At 69.8% G+C, this 18,041-nt stretch carries 17 protein-coding genes and 2 pseudogenes; 7 read left to right on the top strand and 12 right to left on the bottom strand.

Translation table 11 applies throughout. The annotated features are described in order from the left end of the window. Positions 1–110: 110 nt before the first annotated feature. The gene (locus ABZ370_RS30630; RefSeq protein ID WP_358627287.1) at positions 111–434 is read right to left on the bottom strand and encodes a hypothetical protein; all 324 of its coding nucleotides are present in this window, start codon (positions 432–434) and stop codon (positions 111–113) included. 217 nt (positions 435–651) lie between these two features. Between ABZ370_RS30630 and ABZ370_RS30625 the strand changes: the two genes are divergently transcribed. Next, a complete protein-coding gene (locus ABZ370_RS30625; protein WP_358627022.1) occupies positions 652–1,593 on the top strand; it encodes a pyridoxal-phosphate dependent enzyme in 942 nt (313 codons plus the stop codon). Between the two features lie 282 nt (positions 1,594–1,875). Here the strand turns inward: ABZ370_RS30625 and ABZ370_RS30620 are convergent, their stop codons facing one another. Both ABZ370_RS30620 and ligD read right to left on the bottom strand, forming a co-directional pair. Next, a complete protein-coding gene (locus ABZ370_RS30620; RefSeq protein WP_358627020.1) occupies positions 1,876–2,796 on the bottom strand; it encodes an ATP-dependent DNA ligase in 921 nt (306 codons plus the stop codon). After that, on the bottom strand, positions 2,793–3,689 hold the full coding sequence (ligD, locus tag ABZ370_RS30615) for a non-homologous end-joining DNA ligase (protein WP_358627018.1): 897 nt from the start codon (positions 3,687–3,689) through the stop codon (positions 2,793–2,795). The genes ABZ370_RS30620 and ligD overlap by 4 nt, the downstream gene beginning before the upstream one ends. A 30-nt stretch (positions 3,690–3,719) precedes the next feature. Between ligD and ABZ370_RS30610 the strand changes: the two are divergent. Then, a pseudogene (locus tag ABZ370_RS30610) lies at positions 3,720–3,839 on the top strand (Ku protein); the annotation flags it as partial. Positions 3,840–4,216: 377 nt separating this feature from the next. Here ABZ370_RS30610 and ABZ370_RS30605 read toward each other — a convergent pair. Beyond that, the gene (locus tag ABZ370_RS30605) at positions 4,217–5,668 is read right to left on the bottom strand and encodes an MFS transporter (protein ID WP_358627016.1); all 1,452 of its coding nucleotides are present in this window, start codon (positions 5,666–5,668) and stop codon (positions 4,217–4,219) included. Positions 5,669–5,756: 88 nt separating this feature from the next. Between ABZ370_RS30605 and ABZ370_RS30600 the strand changes: the two genes are divergently transcribed. Further along, positions 5,757–6,635 (top strand): helix-turn-helix transcriptional regulator, encoded by an 879-nt coding sequence (locus ABZ370_RS30600; RefSeq protein ID WP_358627014.1) that lies wholly within the window; start codon positions 5,757–5,759, stop codon positions 6,633–6,635. A 109-nt stretch (positions 6,636–6,744) separates the two neighbouring features. After that, entirely contained in the window at positions 6,745–7,368 is a 624-nt protein-coding gene (locus ABZ370_RS30595; RefSeq protein WP_358627012.1) for a TetR family transcriptional regulator, read from the top strand. Between the two features lie 46 nt (positions 7,369–7,414). On the opposite strand, the gene ABZ370_RS30590 is transcribed toward ABZ370_RS30595, so the two are convergent. From ABZ370_RS30590 to ABZ370_RS30575, 4 genes are all read right to left on the bottom strand, one after another. After that, positions 7,415–8,458 carry a Ku protein gene (locus ABZ370_RS30590; RefSeq protein ID WP_358627010.1) on the bottom strand — a complete coding sequence of 348 codons (1,044 nt, stop codon included), beginning with the start codon at positions 8,456–8,458 and terminating at the stop codon, positions 7,415–7,417. A gap of 100 nt (positions 8,459–8,558) precedes the next feature. After that, positions 8,559–9,092, bottom strand: coding sequence for a DUF6262 family protein (locus tag ABZ370_RS30585; RefSeq protein WP_358627008.1), 534 nt, complete (start codon positions 9,090–9,092; stop codon positions 8,559–8,561). Then, positions 9,089–9,616, bottom strand: a complete 528-nt coding sequence (locus ABZ370_RS30580; RefSeq protein WP_358627006.1) for a hypothetical protein — start codon at positions 9,614–9,616, stop codon at positions 9,089–9,091. Before ABZ370_RS30580 ends, ABZ370_RS30585 begins: the two co-directional genes overlap by 4 nt. A gap of 93 nt (positions 9,617–9,709) precedes the next feature. Further along, positions 9,710–10,873: a site-specific integrase gene (locus ABZ370_RS30575; RefSeq protein WP_358627004.1), complete on the bottom strand. Its 1,164-nt coding sequence runs from the start codon at positions 10,871–10,873 to the stop codon at positions 9,710–9,712. Between the two features lie 131 nt (positions 10,874–11,004). On the opposite strand from ABZ370_RS30575, the pseudogene ABZ370_RS30570 reads away from it, so the two are divergent. After that, positions 11,005–11,889 (top strand): annotated as a pseudogene (locus ABZ370_RS30570) (Ku protein); the annotation flags it as partial. 56 nt (positions 11,890–11,945) lie between these two features. On the opposite strand, the gene ABZ370_RS30565 reads toward ABZ370_RS30570, so the two are convergent. Further along, positions 11,946–12,773, bottom strand: a complete 828-nt coding sequence (locus ABZ370_RS30565; protein WP_358627002.1) for an NAD(P)H-binding protein — start codon at positions 12,771–12,773, stop codon at positions 11,946–11,948. Between the two features lie 146 nt (positions 12,774–12,919). On the opposite strand from ABZ370_RS30565, the gene ABZ370_RS30560 reads away from it, so the two are divergent. Next, positions 12,920–13,519 (top strand): TetR family transcriptional regulator, encoded by a 600-nt coding sequence (locus ABZ370_RS30560; RefSeq protein WP_358627284.1) that lies wholly within the window; start codon positions 12,920–12,922, stop codon positions 13,517–13,519. On the opposite strand, the gene ABZ370_RS30555 is transcribed toward ABZ370_RS30560, so the two are convergent. Beyond that, on the bottom strand, positions 13,520–14,095 hold the full coding sequence (locus ABZ370_RS30555; RefSeq protein WP_358627000.1) for a CGNR zinc finger domain-containing protein: 576 nt from the start codon (positions 14,093–14,095) through the stop codon (positions 13,520–13,522). It lies immediately after the preceding gene. 82 nt (positions 14,096–14,177) lie between these two features. Here ABZ370_RS30555 and ABZ370_RS30550 point away from each other — a divergent pair, with 82 nt between their 5' ends. Further along, on the top strand, positions 14,178–15,350 hold the full coding sequence (locus ABZ370_RS30550) for an epoxide hydrolase family protein (protein WP_358626998.1): 1,173 nt from the start codon (positions 14,178–14,180) through the stop codon (positions 15,348–15,350). A gap of 43 nt (positions 15,351–15,393) precedes the next feature. Here the strand turns inward: ABZ370_RS30550 and ABZ370_RS30545 are convergent, their stop codons facing one another. Further along, positions 15,394–16,182 (bottom strand): DUF4157 domain-containing protein, encoded by a 789-nt coding sequence (locus ABZ370_RS30545; protein ID WP_358626996.1) that lies wholly within the window; start codon positions 16,180–16,182, stop codon positions 15,394–15,396. Positions 16,183–16,306: 124 nt separating this feature from the next. Next, complete coding sequence (locus ABZ370_RS30540) at positions 16,307–17,776, bottom strand: glycoside hydrolase (RefSeq protein WP_358626994.1); 1,470 nt, start codon at positions 17,774–17,776, stop codon at positions 16,307–16,309. Positions 17,777–18,041 lie beyond the last annotated feature (265 nt).

The raw sequence follows: 18,041 nt of genomic DNA, 5'->3' as shown, positions 1-18,041 counted from the left end.
CCCCTCAGCGCCCGCAGACCGGAAAGTGTTACGCGGGCCACCGGCCCCTGAACACCACGACGGGGCACCCCCGACCGACAGGGGGTGCCCCGGAGGCGGGAAGCGCGAGGTCAGAGCCGCCGCACCCAAGAGGCGACGCCATGACCGATACCGAGGTAAATCAGCGCGGGCAGCGCATAGTTGAGGAAGACCCGCGCCCCTTCGGGCTCCATGGTGAAGATGTCCTGCGACCAGCCCGCGAGCCAATCCGCCACCCCGTGCACAAAACCGACAAAGACATTCGCCTCGTTCGCGCCGAGCAGGTACAGCAAGATCCACAGCCCCAGAAAAATCGCGGCGATGTCCGCGAGGCCATGAATGATCAGCGCTGTCCGCTCCGTCCCGAGACGGCGGGATGGATTTACGTGGTGGTTGTACGGACCGTTGTCCACCATACGGTCATGGGGGTTGCTCATGGGCGTCTCTTAGCCGAGCCGACTCCCCCAAAACTACCTTCACATTCACTTCACAGCAATGTCCTCGGCGCGTTATCAATTCCGCGCCGAATCCCCCCTGCTCTGATCATCACCCTTTCCCCGCCATGAGTTTTCGCAACCCGACAACTCGACCCCTGGACATCGGAGTTATCGGGACAGCGGTCAGAATGGACGGGTGAGACCCCCGACAGACCACCCCGACCCGTTGCGCCGGGCGCCGTCGCCCGTGCAGGACCTGCACGACGAGCGGCTTGCCGAGCGAGGCCTGGAGCTGCGGCTGAAGCGGGACGATCTCATCCACCCCACCATCCCCGGCAACAAGTGGCGCAAGCTCACGCCCAACCTGCGGGCCGCCGCCGAACAGGACCACACCCGGCTGCTCACCTTCGGCGGGGCCTACTCCCATCACATCCGGGCTGTCGCCGCGGCCGGGGCCGCCTGGGGGCTGTCCACGGTCGGGATCATCCGGGGCGACGAGCTCGCCGACGCCCCGCGCAACTGGTCCCTCGCCCTCGCCGAGTCGTACGGCATGGAGCTGTCCTTCCTCACCCGGTCCGGCTACCGGGAGACCCTGCGCTCCCTGGACGACCCGGGGACGCTGCGGGAGCTGGAGGCGCGGTGGGGGCGGGCTTACGTCCTGCCCGAGGGCGGCACGAACGCGCTCGCCGCGCAGGGGACGGCGGGTCTCGTCGCCGAGCTGCCCGACCTGGGCGCGCGCGATGTGGTGTGCTGCGCCGTCGGCACGGGCGGCACGCTGGCCGGTATCGCCGCCGCGCTGCCGGAGGGCGCGCGGGCCCTTGGTTTCGCCGCCCTGAAGGGGGCGTCCGGCTACCTGGAGCGTGAGGTGGCGGAGCTGCACCGGCGCGGGTGGGGGCGGGCGTTCACCAACTGGCGTATCGACCACGACTGGCACGGCGGCGGCTATGGGCGGGTCCCGGCCGAGCTGGAGGCGTTCGCGGCGGGATTCGAGGAGCGGCACGGGGTGCGGGTGGAGCGGCGGTACGTGGCGAAGATGCTGCGGGGTGTGTACGGGCTCGCCGAGGCCGGGGCGTTCCCGCACGGCGGGCGGGTGACGGCGGTGGTGACGGGCCCGCCGGACCCGGCGGACGCCGGGTAGGGGCTCTTCCCCCCACCCCGCCCCTTCCCGAAACTGGGGCTGCGCCCCAGACCCCGCCGGGGCTCCGCCCCGGACCCCGTGTCGGACCCCGTGCCGGGCGCCGCGTCGGGCGCCGCGTCGGGCGCCGCGTCGGGCGCCGTGCCGGGCGCCGTGCCGGGCCCCGCGTCGGGCCCCGTGCCGGGCCCCGAACCCCCGAACCCCGGACCCCGGAAAACCGCCGGATGCCCGGATGCCCGGACGCCCGGATGCCCGCCGTTCGCATCCCCGGCGCGGGCGGGCGGGTCACTCCGGGAGGCGTAGGCGGATGACTGCCGTTGCCGCGTGGCGGACCGTACTTTCCTGGCGGACCTCCACCGTCAGGTCCGGGGGGATCGGCTGGTAGGCGATCCACGCGCCGACCGTGTCGATCGCCGTGGGTGGGTCGGGGGGCACAGGCTCGGGGGGCAGTTCCCGCAGGGCCTTGGCCAGCTGGGCCTGGACCGCCGGGGAGAGGGGGCCGGAGACGACCGGGGTGTCGTCGCCCGGGAGGACGAGGGCCAGGGCGCGGGGGCGGAGGCGGGGGCCCACCACGCCTACGACCAGGGCGTCCCGGGTCTCCGAGTGCCGCAGTTTCCGCCAGTGCCGTCCGGGCCGGTACGGCTGGTCGGGGCTCTTGATGACCAGCCCCTCGACGCCGATGGCCGGGAGCGCCTCGTACCAGGTGGCGGCCACTTCGCGGTCCGTGGTCATGGGGACGGCCTGCAGGGGCGGGCCGTGCGGTTCGAGAAGCGTGGTGAGGAGGGCGCGGCGTTCGGCGTACGGGCGTGGGCGCAGGTCCTCCGTGCCGGTCGCGAGGAGGTCGAAGGCGGCGTAGGAGGCGGGGAGTTGGCGGGCGAGGCGCGCGGCGCGGGCCTCGGTCGCGGCGGTGGCGCGCTTCTGGACGGCGGAGAAGTCGGTGCGGCCGCCGGACCACACCACCACCTCGCCGTCCAGGACCGTGCCGACCGGGAGCTGTCGCGCGGCGGCCGCGAGGTCGGGGAAGGCGCGGGTGACGATGCGGCCCGAGCGGGCCTGCAGCTGGACCTCGTCCGCCAGCCGGAAGATCAGCAGCCGGTGGCCGTCGAACTTCGGCTCGTAGGCCAGCTGTCGTCCCGGTGCGGCGGTCGGGAGGGTCTGGATGGGCCGGGCCAGCGCCACCGGCAGGGGCGGCAGCAGGGCGGTCATGGGGTGACGGGCAGCGGATGGGCCCGTGCCGGGTCGAGGAGCGGGGCGAGCAGGTCGCCGTGGCGGGCGAGGCGGGCGGGGAGGTCGTCGATCCGGAAGACCAGCCGCCCGGGGTCGTCGCACGCCTCCACTTCGTCCCAGGTGACGGGCGTGGAGACGGTCGGCTCCGGGCGGGCCCGGGGCGTGTAGGGGGCGGCGGTGGTCTTGGCGGCGGCGTTCTGGCTGAAGTCGACGAACACCTTCCCGGGCCGCAGGGAGCGCGTCATCTTCTGGATCGCCAGCCCCGGGAGCGCGACGGCGGCCTCCGCCGCGAGCCGCCGGGCGTAGTGGGTGACCTGCCGGGACGGGGCCGGTTCCAGCGGGGTCAGCAGATGCAGCCCCTTGGAGCCGCTGGTCTTGGCGTACGCGGCCAGCCCGTCCGCGCGCAGCCGCGTCCGCAGCCAGACGGCGACGGCACAGCAGTCCACGATCGTGGCGGGCGGACCGGGGTCGAGGTCGAAGACCAGCCGGTCGGCGACGCCCGTGCCGTCGTCGATCCGCCACATGGGCGCATGGAACTCGACCACCAGGTTCGCCGCCCACATCAGCGAGGCCAGGTCCTGGACCAGCACCTGGCGCGCGGTTTCCCCCGCATGGCGGCTGACTTCGGCGGTCGTCACCCAGGAGGGGGTGCCGGGCGGCGGGTTCTTGGTGAAGAACATCTGGCCGTCCGGGCCGTCCGGATAGCGCAGGAACGCGAGCGGCCGCCCCCGCAGATGGCCGAGCAGGGCGTCCGCGGCGGACGCCAGGTAGTGCAGCAGCTCGCCCTTGGTGGTGCCGGTGGCCGGATGGATCACCTTGTCGAGGTTCCTGAGCGCGATCCGTCGCCCCTCCACCTCCGCGATCGGGGACATACGATAAGAATCTCACGAAAGGGATCAAGCATGCGATCTATCTGGAATGGGAACATTTCGTTCGGGCTGGTGAGCATCCCGATCAAGATGTATCCGGCGACCGAGGACCACTCGGTGTCCTTCCGGCAGATCCACACCTCCGACGGCGGTTCTCTGGGGGTGTGAGGTGTTCCCTGGCGCCATTCTCCGCATCGATGCAGCTCACAGCCGGTTGCGTGAAAGACGTCCAGTGCAACATCCGTTGCGGGATCAGCGGATCAGATGAACCGGCCCTGGTCTCCTATATCTGACCCACGGTGCCAAGTAACCGTCGGCCCTCTGCCCCTCCCCCCGTTGCTTCCCGCCCGGCCTCTTCGCTAGGCCGAACGAGTACTCGACGGAGGGGCGGGGACGTTCATTCGCCGGGAGTGGTCACCCGAGGACACGGCAGCAGCAGTTCGGGATCGCGAGGACAGACAGCACCGCGAGGGCGTTGAAGCCCTCACAGCTCGAGCTGATCGAGGACTCATACGACCGCCGTGGCCGGCCTACCGCGCGTCGAGCGCCTCCACCTCGGCCGCTCCTGGGACCGCCTCCGCGTCCGTCCCACGGCACCGGAGTCCGAGGGCGACGAGGACGGCCGCCGCCAGTACGATCGTTGTTTCCACCGCAAGGACCGTATGGAGGCCCGTCAGCAGGTCCGACGTGGTGGTGGCGAGGACGCCCAGCAGCGGGATGCCGATGGTGATGCCGACCTGCTGGGTGGAGGTGACCAGACCGGTCGCCAGGCCCTGCTCCGCGTCCGGTACACCGGACGTGACCGTCAGGCCGTAGGCGACGATCACACCGAGGTGGCACACGCACGCCAGAGAGACGGCGGCCGTGGCGAGCCACACCGACCAGACGTGGGTGCCCAGACCCAGCAGCGCCCCGGTCAGCACCCCCTGCCCGGCGAGCGAGCCGACGAGCGTGCGGCGGGCGCCGAAGCGGCCGATGACCTTGGGGGCGTAAGCCCCGGCGACCGCCGACAGCACGCCCGCCACGCCGAAGACCAGCCCCGTCCGGAAGGCGGACAGGCCCAGGGTCTCCTCGAAGTACAGGGTCAGCACGAACACCAGCGTCGACATCATCGAGAAGGTGACCAGACCGCCCACGTTGCCCCACGCCACGGTGCGGCGGCGCAGCATCGGCAGGGAGACCAGCGGCGCCTCGGTGCGGGACTCGACGAGCACGAACACGATGAGCAGCACCAGGCCCGCGACCAAGGTCGCGATGACGTCGACGTGCCCGAAACCGCGGTCGGCGGCCGTCGACAGGGCGTAGATCACCGACAGCAGACCGCCGGTGACGGTGACCGCGCCGGGCACGTCCAGGCGCGGGCGCTCAGGGGTGCGGGACTCCGGCAGCAGACCCGGAGCCAGGGGCAGGACGATCAGCGCGAAGAGGGCGAGCACGCCCATGGTGGAGCGCCAGCCCAGCACGTCGGTCAGGACACCACCGGCCACCATGCCGACGGTGAAGCCGAGCGAGAGCAGCGTGCCCGAGATACCGAGGGCGCGGTCGCGGGCCGGTCCCTCCGCGAACGTCGTGGTGAGCAGGGACATCCCGGTCGGGACGATGGCCGCCGCGCCGATCCCCTGCAGGACCCGCCCGGTGAGGAACGACGCCGGGTCCCAGGCGAAGGTCGCCAGCAGCGAGGCCGCCCCGAACAGGGCGAGTCCGGTCAGGAACAGCCGTCGGCGGCCGTACAGGTCGCCGATGCGGCCGAAGAGGAGCAGGAAGCCGCCGGACGGCAGCGCGAACGCGGTGACCGCCCACTGCAACGCCCACTGGCTCATGCCGAGGTCGGCGCCGAGGACGGGCAGCGCCACGTTCAGCACGGAGAAGTCGAGGGCCACCATGAACTGAGCGGCGCACAGGACGAACAGCACGAGTCTGTCGCGCGTCGACAGCCGTGGGGTGTCGAGCGGTGAGGGTGCGGGATTGGTATCGATCGCCATGGGCAAGAGCCTGTGGCCAGCGGAATAGCCGTGGGGAGCGCCAGGTTCTCCTGGTGGTAGCACCACCAGACACGAGGAGGACCGGATCATGCCCGGGGACGCGCCCAAGACCCGGCGGCGTAGCGAGCTGCGCGAGTTCCTGATGAGCAGGAGGGCCCGGGTCACCCCGGCCGACGCCGGACTCCCGGACGGTGGCGCCCGCCGCCGCACCCCAGGGCTGCGCCGCGAAGAGGTCGCCGTGCTCGCGGGTGTCGGCGCCTCCTGGTACCAGTGGCTGGAACAGGGCCGGAACATTTCGGTCTCCCCGCAGGTCCTCGACTCCGTCGCCCGCGTCCTGCGGCTGAGCAACGCCGAGCGGCGCCATCTCTACGTCCTCGCCGGGATGAACCCGCCCGTGCCCGAGATCGAGCCGGACAGGCAGCGAGACATCTGCGAGGGGCTGCAGCGGCTGATCGACACGTGGATGCCGTACCCGGCGCACATCATGGACCTGTACTACAACACCGTGCTGTTCAACGACGCGGCAGCGACGGTCCTCGGGATGCGGCCCGGCATCACGCAGAACTGCCTCGTCGACTTCTTCACCGACCCGATGTACCGCTCCCGCACAAGAAGTTGGGAGCAGAACGCGCGCACGGTCGTCGCGCAGTTCCGGGCCGCCTGCTTGGCCAGCCCGGACGACGAGGGGTTCCAGGCGGTGGCGGCCGAACTGAAGGCGGCGAGCGCGGAGTTCACCGAGCTGTGGGAGCGGCGGGACATCGAGGAGGCCGGGCAAATCCGCAAAGAGATGGACCACCCGGTGCTGGGGCTGCTGTGCTTCGAGTCCAGCGTGATGAGGCTGCCGGCGCGACCGGATCTGTCGATCGTGCTGCACACGCCGCTGAACGAGGCGGATACCGCGGGCAAGCTGGAATGGCTGGCGTCGCCGGAGGGGCGGCGCGGGGCGATGTACCCCATGGCGGGATAGCGGCGGTGCTACTGAGGTTTTCGGTTCGGTGGATGGCCGCCGCGCCCGGGTGGGGTATCGTCCGCCGCGGCTCCGGCCGATGACGGACCTGAGCCGGAGAGGACGACTCATGGGCTCGAAGACGGAACGTACGCGCGGCAGGCAACGTGATGCGGATGCCACGCGGGCCGCGCTGCTCGGCGCTGCCCGCGACCTGATCGCCCGCCACGGATATGATGCTGTGACCGTTCGGGACATAGGAGAGCATGCCGGCGTCGACGCCTCCCTGATCGCGCGGTATTTCGGCAGCAAGGCTGCCTTGTACCGGGCGGCGGTGGACGAGGACAGTCGGAACGTGAATGTGTCGCCCGAGACGCTCGACCTGGGGGCCTTCACCGTGGAGGCGCTGCACCGAGCCGACCGTAGAGGCGCGCCGGGCCCTGTCGTCCAGGCTCTCCTCTCCCGGAGCGACGTCGCCGAAGCGCGTACCACCGCGGCAGACGAAGCACGCACCCGCCTGATATCTCCGCTCGCCAACCGACTCGCGGCCGAGGGTGCCGACGATCCCGTCGGCCGGGCCGAGGTCCTGATCTCCTGCTTGATCGGCGTCATCGCCCTGCGCACGAGCCCCAGCTTCGAGCGCCTGTCGGCAATGAGACCTGAAGAGATCGGTGCCATCCTCGAGGCCGCCGCGCAAACGCACAACGAGCCCACACAGCGTGCGCCCGGCTCCGCCGCCAAGGAAGAAGCCTAGGATCCGGATAGCGATGTGACATTCAGGCTACGGCCCCTCTGCGGCGTCAGGATGCCGTTGCTTTGCGGCGACCAGTCTTGCCGGTGAGGGCATTAATCAGCTCTTCGCGGCTCATCGAGGATCGGCCAGGGATTCCGGCATCTGATGCGCGTTGGTAGAGCTCCGCCTTGCTCAGCCCCTCAAGGTCGGATGCCTTCGAAGGCTTCTTCGTGGCCTGCTTCGCCTTGCGGCTGGCCCGGCTCTTTTCGGCCGCTTCTTTCAGCTGCGTCGGCTTCCGAGCGGCCTGGGCCTCTTCTGTGCCGGCCTCTCTCTTACCTTTGGCTTTGTCGACGCTGGCTTGCAGGACGTCCATGAGGTCGATGACGTTGGTGGAGCGTGGCGGAGGCTCGCTCTTCTCGATCGTCTCACCAGCGCGTTTCGCCTCGACAAGTTGCATCACGCGCTCCTGATAGGTGTCGTGATACTCCTCGGGCTCCCATTCGGTGCTCAGGGCCTCAACCAGCTGGACCGCTGCCTGCAGCTCCTTATCGGCGACCTGCGCGTCTTCCGGGAGATTCCCGATTTCGCGGCGGGGATCGCGCACCTCGTCAGCCCAGTGCAGAGTGTGAAGCGCCAGAACGTCTCCTTCTGGTTTCACAGCGACCAAATACTCGCGGTTACGCATGACAACGGTGGCGATCCCTGCCTTGTTGGATCGGGCCAGGGCCTCGCGCAGCAGGGAATAGACCTTCGCATACTCCTTGCCCTTCGGTGCCACGTAGTAGGCCTTGTCGAAGAAGATCGGCTTCACCTTTTCCGCGTCGACGAATCCCGTGATTTCCAGCCCCTTGGACCGACCAGGTGCGATCTCGTCCAGCTCACCGGGCTCGACCACCACGTACTCGTCCCCCATGTCGAAGCCCTTGACGATCTCATCCATGGGGACTTCTTCGCCGGTGCGTTCGTTGACCCGCTTGTTGCGCACACGGTCGGAAGTTCCGCGCTGGATCTGGTTGAAGCGGATGGTGTGGCTCTCCGTGGCGGTGAACAGCTGCACCGGCATGGCGACCAGCCCGAATGACAGAGCACCGCTCCAGATCGCCCTCGCCATGGCCCCTTCACCTCCCTGTTCATCCCCATCGCACCCCCACAGGCCGGTGATCGCATCCCGAGGTCCCGCGGCTGACGCCAATAGGGTGGGGCGGCCGGCATCAGTGGCGGATCTGATTCAGCGACCGGGTCAGCTCCCGGTTCGCGGCCCGTGCGGCCTGGAGCTCTTCGGTGCGGTCCTCAAGCTGGCCTTTGAGGTCCACGATGTGCTGTCCGAGGGCTGTGACCTGCCGCTGAAGCTGGTCAATGTCGGCGGAGGCTCCCAGACCGGAGTCGCGCCAGGCTTGTTCACCGAGCTGTTGGGAAAGCCGGTTCTCCAGTTGCCGGACGCGGGCGGTGAGCCGGGCGTTGCGCTCCAGGGCGTTCACCAGGTCAGCTTGCAGGGACGCCCTGCTGACCTGGGGGTGTCCTTCGCCGGACGGCGGCGCCGTTGCCGCGGTGTGGATGAGTTGCAGCAGGTCGCGGTGGCGGTAGAGAAAGGATCGGTCGACTCCGGCGGCTCGGGCGATGCTGGATACGGTGATCTCTCCGCCCTCCTTGACCGCGGCGCTGATGGCTTTCTCGACTCGCTGCCGTCGACGTGCTGAGTCCCTCTGTCGCCCTTCGGCCATGGGGAGATTGTTCTTGCTGGTCACAGTGACCTTTCTGGCCGCAGATCGGGGAGAGGCCGGCGGACCCGAGGCATCCCCAGCAGCACGCTTTCGGTCGTGCGCCGCCATCGCTCCTCGTCGTCCTTGCTCAGCCCTCGGGCGACCGCGTTGCGCCAGCGCTCCCGGTGGGCGTGACAGTAGGGAGATACGCCGTCCCTGTAGCGGGGGCAGGCCGCGACTTCGCAGGGGCCGAACGCGGGCAGCGCGACCACATCGTCGAGGGAGAGGAACTCCTCAAGCGTCACGTCCCGGCGCTTGAGTTGCGCGAGGTGAGAAGAGCACAACGGCCGCCGCCAGGACGAGAACGGCCGCTGGCATCCCGACACCGCGCAGTCCTGGACCCCGACCTGCCACCAATTGCCGCGGTCCATCTCGGCGAACTCCTCCAGTGGAGGCTCCCCGGCCTGTTTCCATCGCGATCGGCAGCCGGAACACAATTGCCTGGTGACACTGGTCTGCACGCAGCCCTTCACTCGGCACAGCGGCGTGCCCAGCAGCGGGTGATCCACGGGGAGACTCCAGATCGACCGCCGCCCACAAGGCCGCGGCACTGTCCTCTTCCGCCTCCTGGCCGAGGGGCTGGGTGCGGACAACGCTGAGCGTCATCGACCTGACTCCTCGCCCAGATCCCTCGGCGAGGGAACGCGGCTGATCGCCTCGCGCAGCCGGGACTGCGCGGGATGCAGGTAAGGACGAGCCGAGTCCGGGTGCTTATGGCCCAGGAGAGACTGGATCTCGTCCAACGAACCGCCGGAGTCCGCGACATTGCTGGCGAAAGCGTGCCGCATCATGTGCGGGGTGATCTTGCGGTCCAGCCCGGCACGACAGGCCAGGGCCTCCACTGTCTCGCCGATCGCATCCGGTGTGATCGGCGATCCCAAGGGCTCACGGAAGAGGTTCACCAGCAGGAAATCACTGCCCGCCCACCCGAGCCGTTCGTGTCGCTCCAGCACGTACTGGTCGAATGCCTGCACCACCAGGAAGTCCACGGGCAGCGCCACCGGGCGCCGCGACTTCGACCAGGCATTATTCGGGTTCTGCCGCCGCACGACGTGCAGATGGGCGCCTTCCAAGCGGCATCCCAGGACGGTCGAGTCCACGAGTAGATGGGCGTCACTGCGACGCAGGCCCGCCGCCTGCCCACGGCGAAGCCCCACCCTGGACAGCAGCAGGATCAGCAACCTGTCGCGCGCCGAGCGGCAGGCCCTGAACATCGCCACGATCTCCGCATCAGTGGCCCGATCCACTGCCCTCTCCGTTTCCGGCAAGCGGTGCTGGGCCTGGAGACGGTAGCGGAGCCTGCCGTCTTCCGACTGAGCCTGAAGTGGGAGGTCCGTACTGTCCCCGAGCTGGTAGAGCTGCTCCAGCACCCAGCCCGGGACTTCCCGCTCCGTCACCGCGTGAGCCAGGAAGCCGCGAACCGCTGTGAGCACGCCATTGATCCGGCGTGCCTCCCGGGCGGGCCTCCCGCCGGGCCCTGGTACGACCGTCGCCTGCCCCTCTGCCCCAGCCGGCTGCCATTTCAGCCAGAGGATGAAGGAGCTCAAATCGCGGGCGGCTGTGCGCCAGTCTCGCCCCGTCGCCGCACACCAGCGCAGAAACAGCCCGATCGCCCCGGCGTACGCCTTTGTCGTCGACTCCGCGCGGTCCTTGCTCAACCTGAGACCCCGTAGGTACCGGTCGGCTTCGTTCACCACCTGCATGTCAGCGTCGACCACTGTCCAGTACGCGGTACCGGACGGCATCCGGACCGGAAAAGCACGCACCCGTTGATCCCCTCACTCCACGGACAGACCGCAACGGTCCGCCGCAGAGCAACACCCCCGGAGAACCATCGCAGCACCTTCAACGACGAAACGCACTGCGACGCCACGCAACACATCTGGAACCCCCGTAGAACGGCGGCCGCATCCGGTACCGCAAGGTCTGCGAGCTGGAGGACCAGCCTGTCGACGCGGACGAGATCGGCAAGGCGTACGAGGATGCCGACGGTGCCCTGATCCCGATCACCGACGAGGACCTGGCCGCCCTCCCCCTGCCGACCACTCGCGCGCTGGAGATCGAGGCGTTCGTGAACGCCTCGGACATCGATCCGCTGCAGATGGGCGACGCCTACTACCTCGGCGCCAACGGCACGGCCGCCGCCAAGCCGTACGCGCTGCTCCGCGAGGCGCTCAAGCGCAGCGAGAAGGTCGCCATCACGAAGTACGCCCACCGCGGGCGCGAGCGGCTCGGGATGCTGCGCGTCGTCGGCGACGCCATCGCCATGCACCGGCTGCTGTGGCCGGACGAGGTACGTGAACCGGCGGGCGTGGCGCCCAAGGAGAAGGTCACGGTGAAGCCCGCCGAACTGGATCTCGCCGACACCCTGATGGCCACGCTCGGTGAGGTGAACCTGAGCGAACTGCACGACGAGTACCACGAGGCCCTGGAGTCCCTGGTGGCGGCGAAGGTCTCCGGCGCGCCCCCGACCGCCGAGCCGGGCGAGCGTCCGACCGGCGCGCAGGTCGTGGACCTGATGGCTGCCCTGAAGGACAGCGTCCGCAGCGCGAAGGAGGCCCGCGGCGAGTCGGCCTCCGCGGCTTCAGGGGAGGCCGACGAGAAGGCCACGGTCACGGAGCTGAGCGGCCGCAAGAAGGCCCCCGCCAAGAAGGCCGCGGCGAAGACGGCCACCGCGAAGAAGACGGCCGGGAAGAAGACGGAGAAGAAGGCGGCGGGCAAGAAGACCGCCGCCGCGAAGAAGACGACGGCCAAGAAGCAGCCCGGCAAGCGCGGCGCCTGAGCCGGGGGCTCCGCCCCCGGAAGCGAACCCCAGGCGCCCCGCCGATCACCCGCCGATCAGCTGAAGGCGCCCGCGTGGTCCGAGACCCACTCGGCGAACGTCCGGGCCGGGCGGCCCGTGATGCGCTCGACCTCCGGGGAGATCGGCTGCGGCCGGTCCACGCACCCCTCGAAGACCCGCAGCAGCGAGTCCGCGACCTCCGGCGTCATGAACCCGCCGACCATCTTCTCGCGCGCCACCTCCGGCGGAACCTCCTCGTACCGCACAGGGCGTCCGATGACCTCGCCGATGATGCGCGCCTGGTCGGCGAAGGTCAGCGACTCCGGGCCGGTCAGCTCGGGCGTCCGGCCGACCAGGTCGTCGGTGAGGAGGGCGCGGGCGGCGACCGCGCCCATGTCGGCCTCGTGGATGGGCGCCATGTGCGCGCGGGCGTGCGCGCCGTACACCACGTCCCCGGCCTTGAGCTGGTCCGCCCAGCCCAGGGCGTTCACGGCGAAGGCGCCCGGGCGGATGTGGGTCCACTCCAGACCCGTCTGCCGGATCTGCTCCTCCAGCTCACGGTGGAGGGCGCCGATCGGGTTGTCCTGCGGGTCGGTGTCGTCGAGGACGGAGGACGAGGAGAGCATCACGATGCGCCGCACCCCGCTCTCCTTGGTCCGCTCCAGCAGCTTCTCCGCGCCCATCTGCCACACCACGGCCGGGTTGAGGAACAGCGCGGTGGCGCCGTCGAGCGGCAGGTCCTCGGTCCGCGCCGCGTGGACGCCGTCGGGGAACCGTGCGGTCCCGGGGTCGCGGGTGAGCGCACGGACCTCCGCCCCCGCCTCGGCCAGCTCCTTCACCACATACGCGCCGACGTTTCCGGTGGCTCCGGTTACCACGATCATGACGAATCTCCCCTGACTGTCCTGTGCGGTCTCCACCAGGTTCATCCAAGCGGATGAAGTTGTCAAACATATAGGTGAACGGGGGCGGTAACCTGGTCCGGTCGAGCATGAGGCGTCACACGAGGAGTTGACGGACGTTGTCGGACATGGAGGGGACGCCGAAGAGGCCCCGCCGCGCCCCCGCGCCCGAGGAACGCAAGCTGTGCCCGGAGCGTTCCCGGCGGCTGCTGATGGAGGCCGCCCGGGACGAGTTCGCGCAGAAGGGGTTCGCGGGCGCCCGGGTGCAGGACATCGCGGACCGGGCGGGCGTCAACAAGCAGCTGATCACGTACCACTTCGGCGGCAAGGAGGGGCTGTACCGGGAGCTGGGCCGTGAGTGGCTCAAGCGCGAGGAGAGCTTCAACGACCCCGCGATCCCCCTCGACGAGCTGGCGATCCGCTACCTCCGGGAGGCCTTCGCCGACCCCCGGGCGACCCGGTTCAACGCCTGGTGCGGCCTCGACGACGCCGCGCCGGAGCAGGGGCCCGAGGACCTGTCCGATCTGCGGCGCCGCCAGGCGGAGGGCGAGATCGCGGAGGACATCGACCCCGCCATGGCGATGCTGCTGTACATCAGCCTGGTGACGGCACCGATCGCGCTTCCGCACGCGGTGCGCAGGCTCTTCGACGCCGACCCGGAGTCGCCGGAGTTCCGCGAGCACTACGCGGAGCAGCTGCGGAGGGTCGTCCGCCACCTGGCGACGTGATCACTCCGCCGAACTGGGGTTTTTGCGCTGGTTGGCGTTGAAGCGCGCCTTCTTCTGACGATTCCCGCACGTGCCCATGTCACACCATTTGCGGGTGCGGCTCTGGCTGGTGTCGAAGAAGGCGGCCTGGCAGGTCGGTGACGCGCACAAGGCCAGTTTTCCGTCTCGTTCGCCCGCGAGGATGCTGATCGCGTCGGCGGCGATCACGCCGAGGGCATCTTCCACGCAGGAAGCCGAGCCGAGCCGCCATCGCCGCGTGCCCTCGGGCGTCAGGAACGCCGCGGCCCGACCCTGAGCGCTGCGGTCATTGATGACCTGGACAGCGGACGCGGGGAGAGCGTCCTGGATCGCGGCCGCTGTCGCGGCGGCGTGAATCGACTCCCTCAGCTCCCGGGCGAGGTCGAGCTGGGCAGTGGTGCAGGAGTCCACGGCGAGGCCGTACACCGCCAGCCAGTCGACGAGTCGCCGCGGCACGGGAATGCGCTCCACGGCGTCGCCACGCCGCTCCGAGAGAGTCCCCGTGAAGCTGGTCGCCAGCACGCTACCGAGGCGGAAGTCAGGAAACGCTGCACGCATGGAACCACCTTAGAGGGTTGCGGCGTGGCTCGGAGAACTGCTAGAACCGGCTTAGATGGTTCCGCAATGGCCAGGAGGTCTCATGCCCCGTCCAACCAGCGACGTGCAAGCGTTTGAAGCCCACGCGACCGACGCCGACCTCGACGATCTGCGCGCGCGATTGGCCGCGGCGCGGCTACCGGAGGCCGAGACGGTCTATCGCGCCGGGCCCGACCCTCGCCGGTGGGAGCAGGGCGTCCCTCTCGCCGACCTCGTCGATGTCGTGAACTACTGGCGCACCGGATACAAGTGGCGGTCGTTCGAAGAGCGCCTCAACGGCATCGGCCAGTTCCGCACGACCATTGATGGTCTGGGAATCCACTTCCTGCACCGCCGATCCGCGCGCGCGGATGCCACTCCTCTGATCTTGACGCACGGCTGGCCGGACAGCATTGCCCGGTTCATCGATGTAGTGGACGAGCTGGCAGATCCGAAAGACGCGGACGCGCCGGCGTTCCATGTCGTGGTCCCGTCGCTACCGGGCTTCGGTTACAGCGACAAGCCGGCCACCACCGGGTGGGGAACCGAAAAGATCGCGGCCGCGTGGGTGGAACTGATGGGAAGGCTCGGCTACGGCAAGTTCGCAGCCCACGGCGGCGACTGGGGAGGCAATATCACCACGGTTCTCGGCGGCAGGTTCCCGGCGCACGTTCTCGGCATCCACACCACGTTCGCGGAGGGACCGCCCGGTTTGACGACGGACGGGCTGACGGCGGTCGAGCGCGAGTGGACCGAGGAGACCCGCGATTTCTGGCGCCACCGCGCGGCGTACGCGAAGCAGCAGGCGACCCGGCCGCAGACCATCGGCTACTCGCTCGTCGACTCACCGGTCGGGCTTCTTGCCTGGATTCTCGACAAGTTCGCCGAGTGGACAGACACCGAAGACAGCCCGTTCGAGACGATTTCCATAGACCGCGTTCTCGACAACGTCACCTTGTATTGGCTGACGCGGACCGGCGCGTCGTCGGCCCGCATTTACTACGAAAGCCACAACTCGCTGGACCCCGAACTTCGGGTCGACGTCCCGTCAGCAATCACTGCGTATCCCCGCGACGTCGAGAAGTGTCCGCGCCCCTGGGCACAGGAGCGGTACCGACAGATCGTCCGATGGGCGTCGCCCGAAAACGGGGGACATTTCCCGTCGCTGGAAGTTCCCGAGTATTTCGTCAAAGACCTGCGAGAGGGCATCGCGGCAGTGCTGGCCGCTCATCGGTGAACGCGGCTCGGCGACCCGGCACTCGCTCACCGCCTGATCCGGCTCAAGGCGCCGCGCGCTGGGCGTCGGCGGAGGGGGCGGTCGCCCGGCCCGCGGCGTAGGCGTCGCCGTCCTTCTCGGCCGCCTGCTCGGAGTCCTGCCTCGGGTTGGTGACGGTGACTCCGGCGCCGTTGCTGTGGCCCGTCTCGGGGATGCCCTTGAGGTTCTTGTCGACGTGGCTGAGCTCGTGGCCGATCAGCTTCTCGTTCGCGGTCGCGGCCGAGAGGAAGATGTGGTTGCCGATGGTCATGGCCTGGGCCCCCATCGCGGCCGTGGCGCGCTGGGCCACCGCGTCACGGTGGAGGCGGGTCGAGGAGAGCCCGTCGTTCTGGTAGAACGCCCCGGCCTTCGCCACGACCGACGACGGCAGCGACTCGCCCGACGAGTTCATGGCGGCGGCCACCAGGGCACTCTGCCCTTCCGGGCTGGCGTCCCGCACCCCCTCGTGGACGTGTCCGTCCTCCTCCTCGGCCCGCGCGACGGTGGCGCCGCCGCCCGAAGAGCGCTGCACCGAGGAGCCCTGAGCCGAGGAGCCGTCAACCGCGGAACGCTGCACCGGAGATTCCTGCGGCTGGTGCCCGCAACCGGCACCGTGCTCATGCCGGTCCTGCGCTCCCGGGTGCCCGGACCGCCGCAGCATCTCGACGACCGCCTGGTTCCCGGCTCGGCTCTGCTGGGCAAGCATCCGCTGCACGGCCGTTCCGGCGAAGGGGGGAGTCGCCCGCGGCCGCTGCGGTGCGCGAGGTGCCCGCCCGTTCCCCCACATGGCGTTCTCGTCACGGGCCTGTCCCATGTGTCTTCCTCCGACGGTCAAAGGCGAACCAATCGCCTCACGCTGGCAGGAGTGGTGGGCGCCTTCCCAGAGGCGCGGGGGCAGACTTGCAGCCCTATGGGGCAGCGGCGCCCACCACGTCCCGCTACTCCGTCACGCCGTCGATCTGGAACGTCTGCACCGACTGCGCGGCGAACGGAACGCTCAGCCGTTTGCCGTCGAGCACGGTGTCCCGGCGCGCAGTATAGAGGTCGCCGCCGCCCGCCGTCTGCGTCGACCAGCGCGGTACGAGCCCGCCCGTACCGCCGCTGACCTGGCCGAACCGCGACAGGTCGAAGGTGAGGGTCTGCGCGGCGCCGGGGTTGACGGCGACGAGCACGAGGCGGCGGGCGGCCGGGTCGTACGCCGCGACCGCGTGGTCCGAGCCGGTGGCCAGGATGCGCATGCCGGGACGGATGTGGCGGGTGAACTGGGCGAGGACGTAGTACTTGGTCTGCACGGCGCCGGGCTGCGCGGTGTTCGGGTCGTAGTGGATGAGCGCCCAGCCCGCACTGGGGTCCATGACCTGCCAGTAACACCACGCGGTGGGGTGCAGCCAGTTGAAGTCCAGGCAGAGGTTGGTGGCGAGGGTGAGGCCTGTGCCGTCCTTGTCGCCGGTCTCGGAGTTCCACAGCTTCTTGCCCGCGGCGCGCACGTCGGCGTACAGCAGGTCGCGGCGGCCGCCGGAGCCCTGGTAGCCGTGCACGTTGACCTGGTCGACGAGGGCGCGGGTGGGTGCGTCGAAGGAGCCCCAGGTGGTGCGGGCCAGGTCGTAGCTGGTCTCGTCCGAGGCCGAGATGCGGGCCGAGGTCAGGCCGCGGCCGTCCAGTTCGGTGCGCAGCTGGCCGAGGACGGCGCGCTGCACCGCCGCGTCGACGTGGCAGCCCTCCTGGGTACCGTCCGCCTTCCACCAGGCGGAGGACGGTTCGTTGAACGGCTCGACGGTGGCGAAGCGCACTCCCCAGTGGTCCTGGGCGTAGCGGGCGGTGGTGGCGAGGTAGACGGCGAACTGCCGGTAGTTCCACGACTGGAGGTTGTTGCCGCCGTCCGCGGCGCCGGAGGGGTTGTGGTTGAGGCACATCCACCACATGGGTGAATTGGAGAACAGCTCGGTGACGGCGCCGCGCTGGACGGCCTTGGTGAGCGCCGCGCGCTGGGTCGCGTCGGACGTCCAGCGCCAGGCGGAGGAGGCCGGGTCCTCGCTGGACCAGTCGTGCCAGTAGCCCTCGATCTGCTTGAAGCGGGGGATGTTGGGCGAGGCGGCCATGGACTGGCCGCCCACGCCGGTCCAGGCGCAGCCGCCGAGGTTGTAGCGGGCGATGTTCAGGCCGAGGCCGGGGAGGGTGGCACCGGCGTACGAGGTGTTCTTGGTGGTGAAGAAGAGGTCGGCGAAGTCGTCCCGCCCGCCGAAGAGGTTGGCCCACCAGGCGAGCGAGGTGCCCCAGCCCTCCCAGCCGCCGTAGTCGGTGCCCGGGTCGACGCCGACGGCTTCGTCGGCGTGGGCCGTACCGGTGGTCAGTGCGGTGCCGAGCAGGGTTGCGCTTGCCGCGGTGAGGAGCGTTCTTCGTCGCACCATGTGTCCCTTTCGCCGCTTGGGGCCCCGTGGTGTGAAGCGTCGGGCGCGCGGGGGGAGTTGTCGAGAGGTGTGACAGCGCTTTCTACCGGCGCCGCCGAGGGCACGTAAATCGGTTGCTCCCGGCCCGCCGGTGCGCTCAGGATGTCCGCGACATTCCCCTCACGGCAGCTCACAGCAGCCCATACGACAGGAGCACGCGATGCGCCGATGCCTCGGAACGACTCAGCGCCCCCACCGGACGACCGTCTTCGAGGACATCACCACG

The organism is Streptomyces sp. NPDC005962 (assembly GCF_040629205.1).
Classification (GTDB): domain Bacteria; phylum Actinomycetota; class Actinomycetes; order Streptomycetales; family Streptomycetaceae; genus Streptomyces.
Note: the sequence above shows the minus strand (reverse complement) of the source record. Positions and strands in the feature narration are given on the sequence as shown.

Coding starts and splice junctions, on each gene's coding strand:
- ABZ370_RS30595 (WP_358627012.1), top strand. CDS start 6,745: ATGGGCTCGAAGACGGAACGTACGCGCGGCAGGCAACGTGATGCGGAT.
- ABZ370_RS30620 (WP_358627020.1), bottom strand. CDS start 2,796: ATGACCGCCCTGCTGCCGCCCCTGCCGGTGGCGCTGGCCCGGCCCATC.
- ABZ370_RS30550 (WP_358626998.1), top strand. CDS start 14,178: ATGCCCCGTCCAACCAGCGACGTGCAAGCGTTTGAAGCCCACGCGACC.
- ABZ370_RS30590 (WP_358627010.1), bottom strand. CDS start 8,458: ATGGCGAGGGCGATCTGGAGCGGTGCTCTGTCATTCGGGCTGGTCGCC.
- ABZ370_RS30545 (WP_358626996.1), bottom strand. CDS start 16,182: ATGGGACAGGCCCGTGACGAGAACGCCATGTGGGGGAACGGGCGGGCA.
- ABZ370_RS30630 (WP_358627287.1), bottom strand. CDS start 434: ATGGTGGACAACGGTCCGTACAACCACCACGTAAATCCATCCCGCCGT.
- ligD (WP_358627018.1), bottom strand. CDS start 3,689: ATGTCCCCGATCGCGGAGGTGGAGGGGCGACGGATCGCGCTCAGGAAC.
- ABZ370_RS30540 (WP_358626994.1), bottom strand. CDS start 17,776: ATGGTGCGACGAAGAACGCTCCTCACCGCGGCAAGCGCAACCCTGCTC.
- ABZ370_RS30560 (WP_358627284.1), top strand. CDS start 12,920: ATGGAGGGGACGCCGAAGAGGCCCCGCCGCGCCCCCGCGCCCGAGGAA.
- ABZ370_RS30600 (WP_358627014.1), top strand. CDS start 5,757: ATGCCCGGGGACGCGCCCAAGACCCGGCGGCGTAGCGAGCTGCGCGAG.
- ABZ370_RS30565 (WP_358627002.1), bottom strand. CDS start 12,773: ATGATCGTGGTAACCGGAGCCACCGGAAACGTCGGCGCGTATGTGGTG.
- ABZ370_RS30605 (WP_358627016.1), bottom strand. CDS start 5,668: ATGGCGATCGATACCAATCCCGCACCCTCACCGCTCGACACCCCACGG.
- ABZ370_RS30555 (WP_358627000.1), bottom strand. CDS start 14,095: ATGCGTGCAGCGTTTCCTGACTTCCGCCTCGGTAGCGTGCTGGCGACC.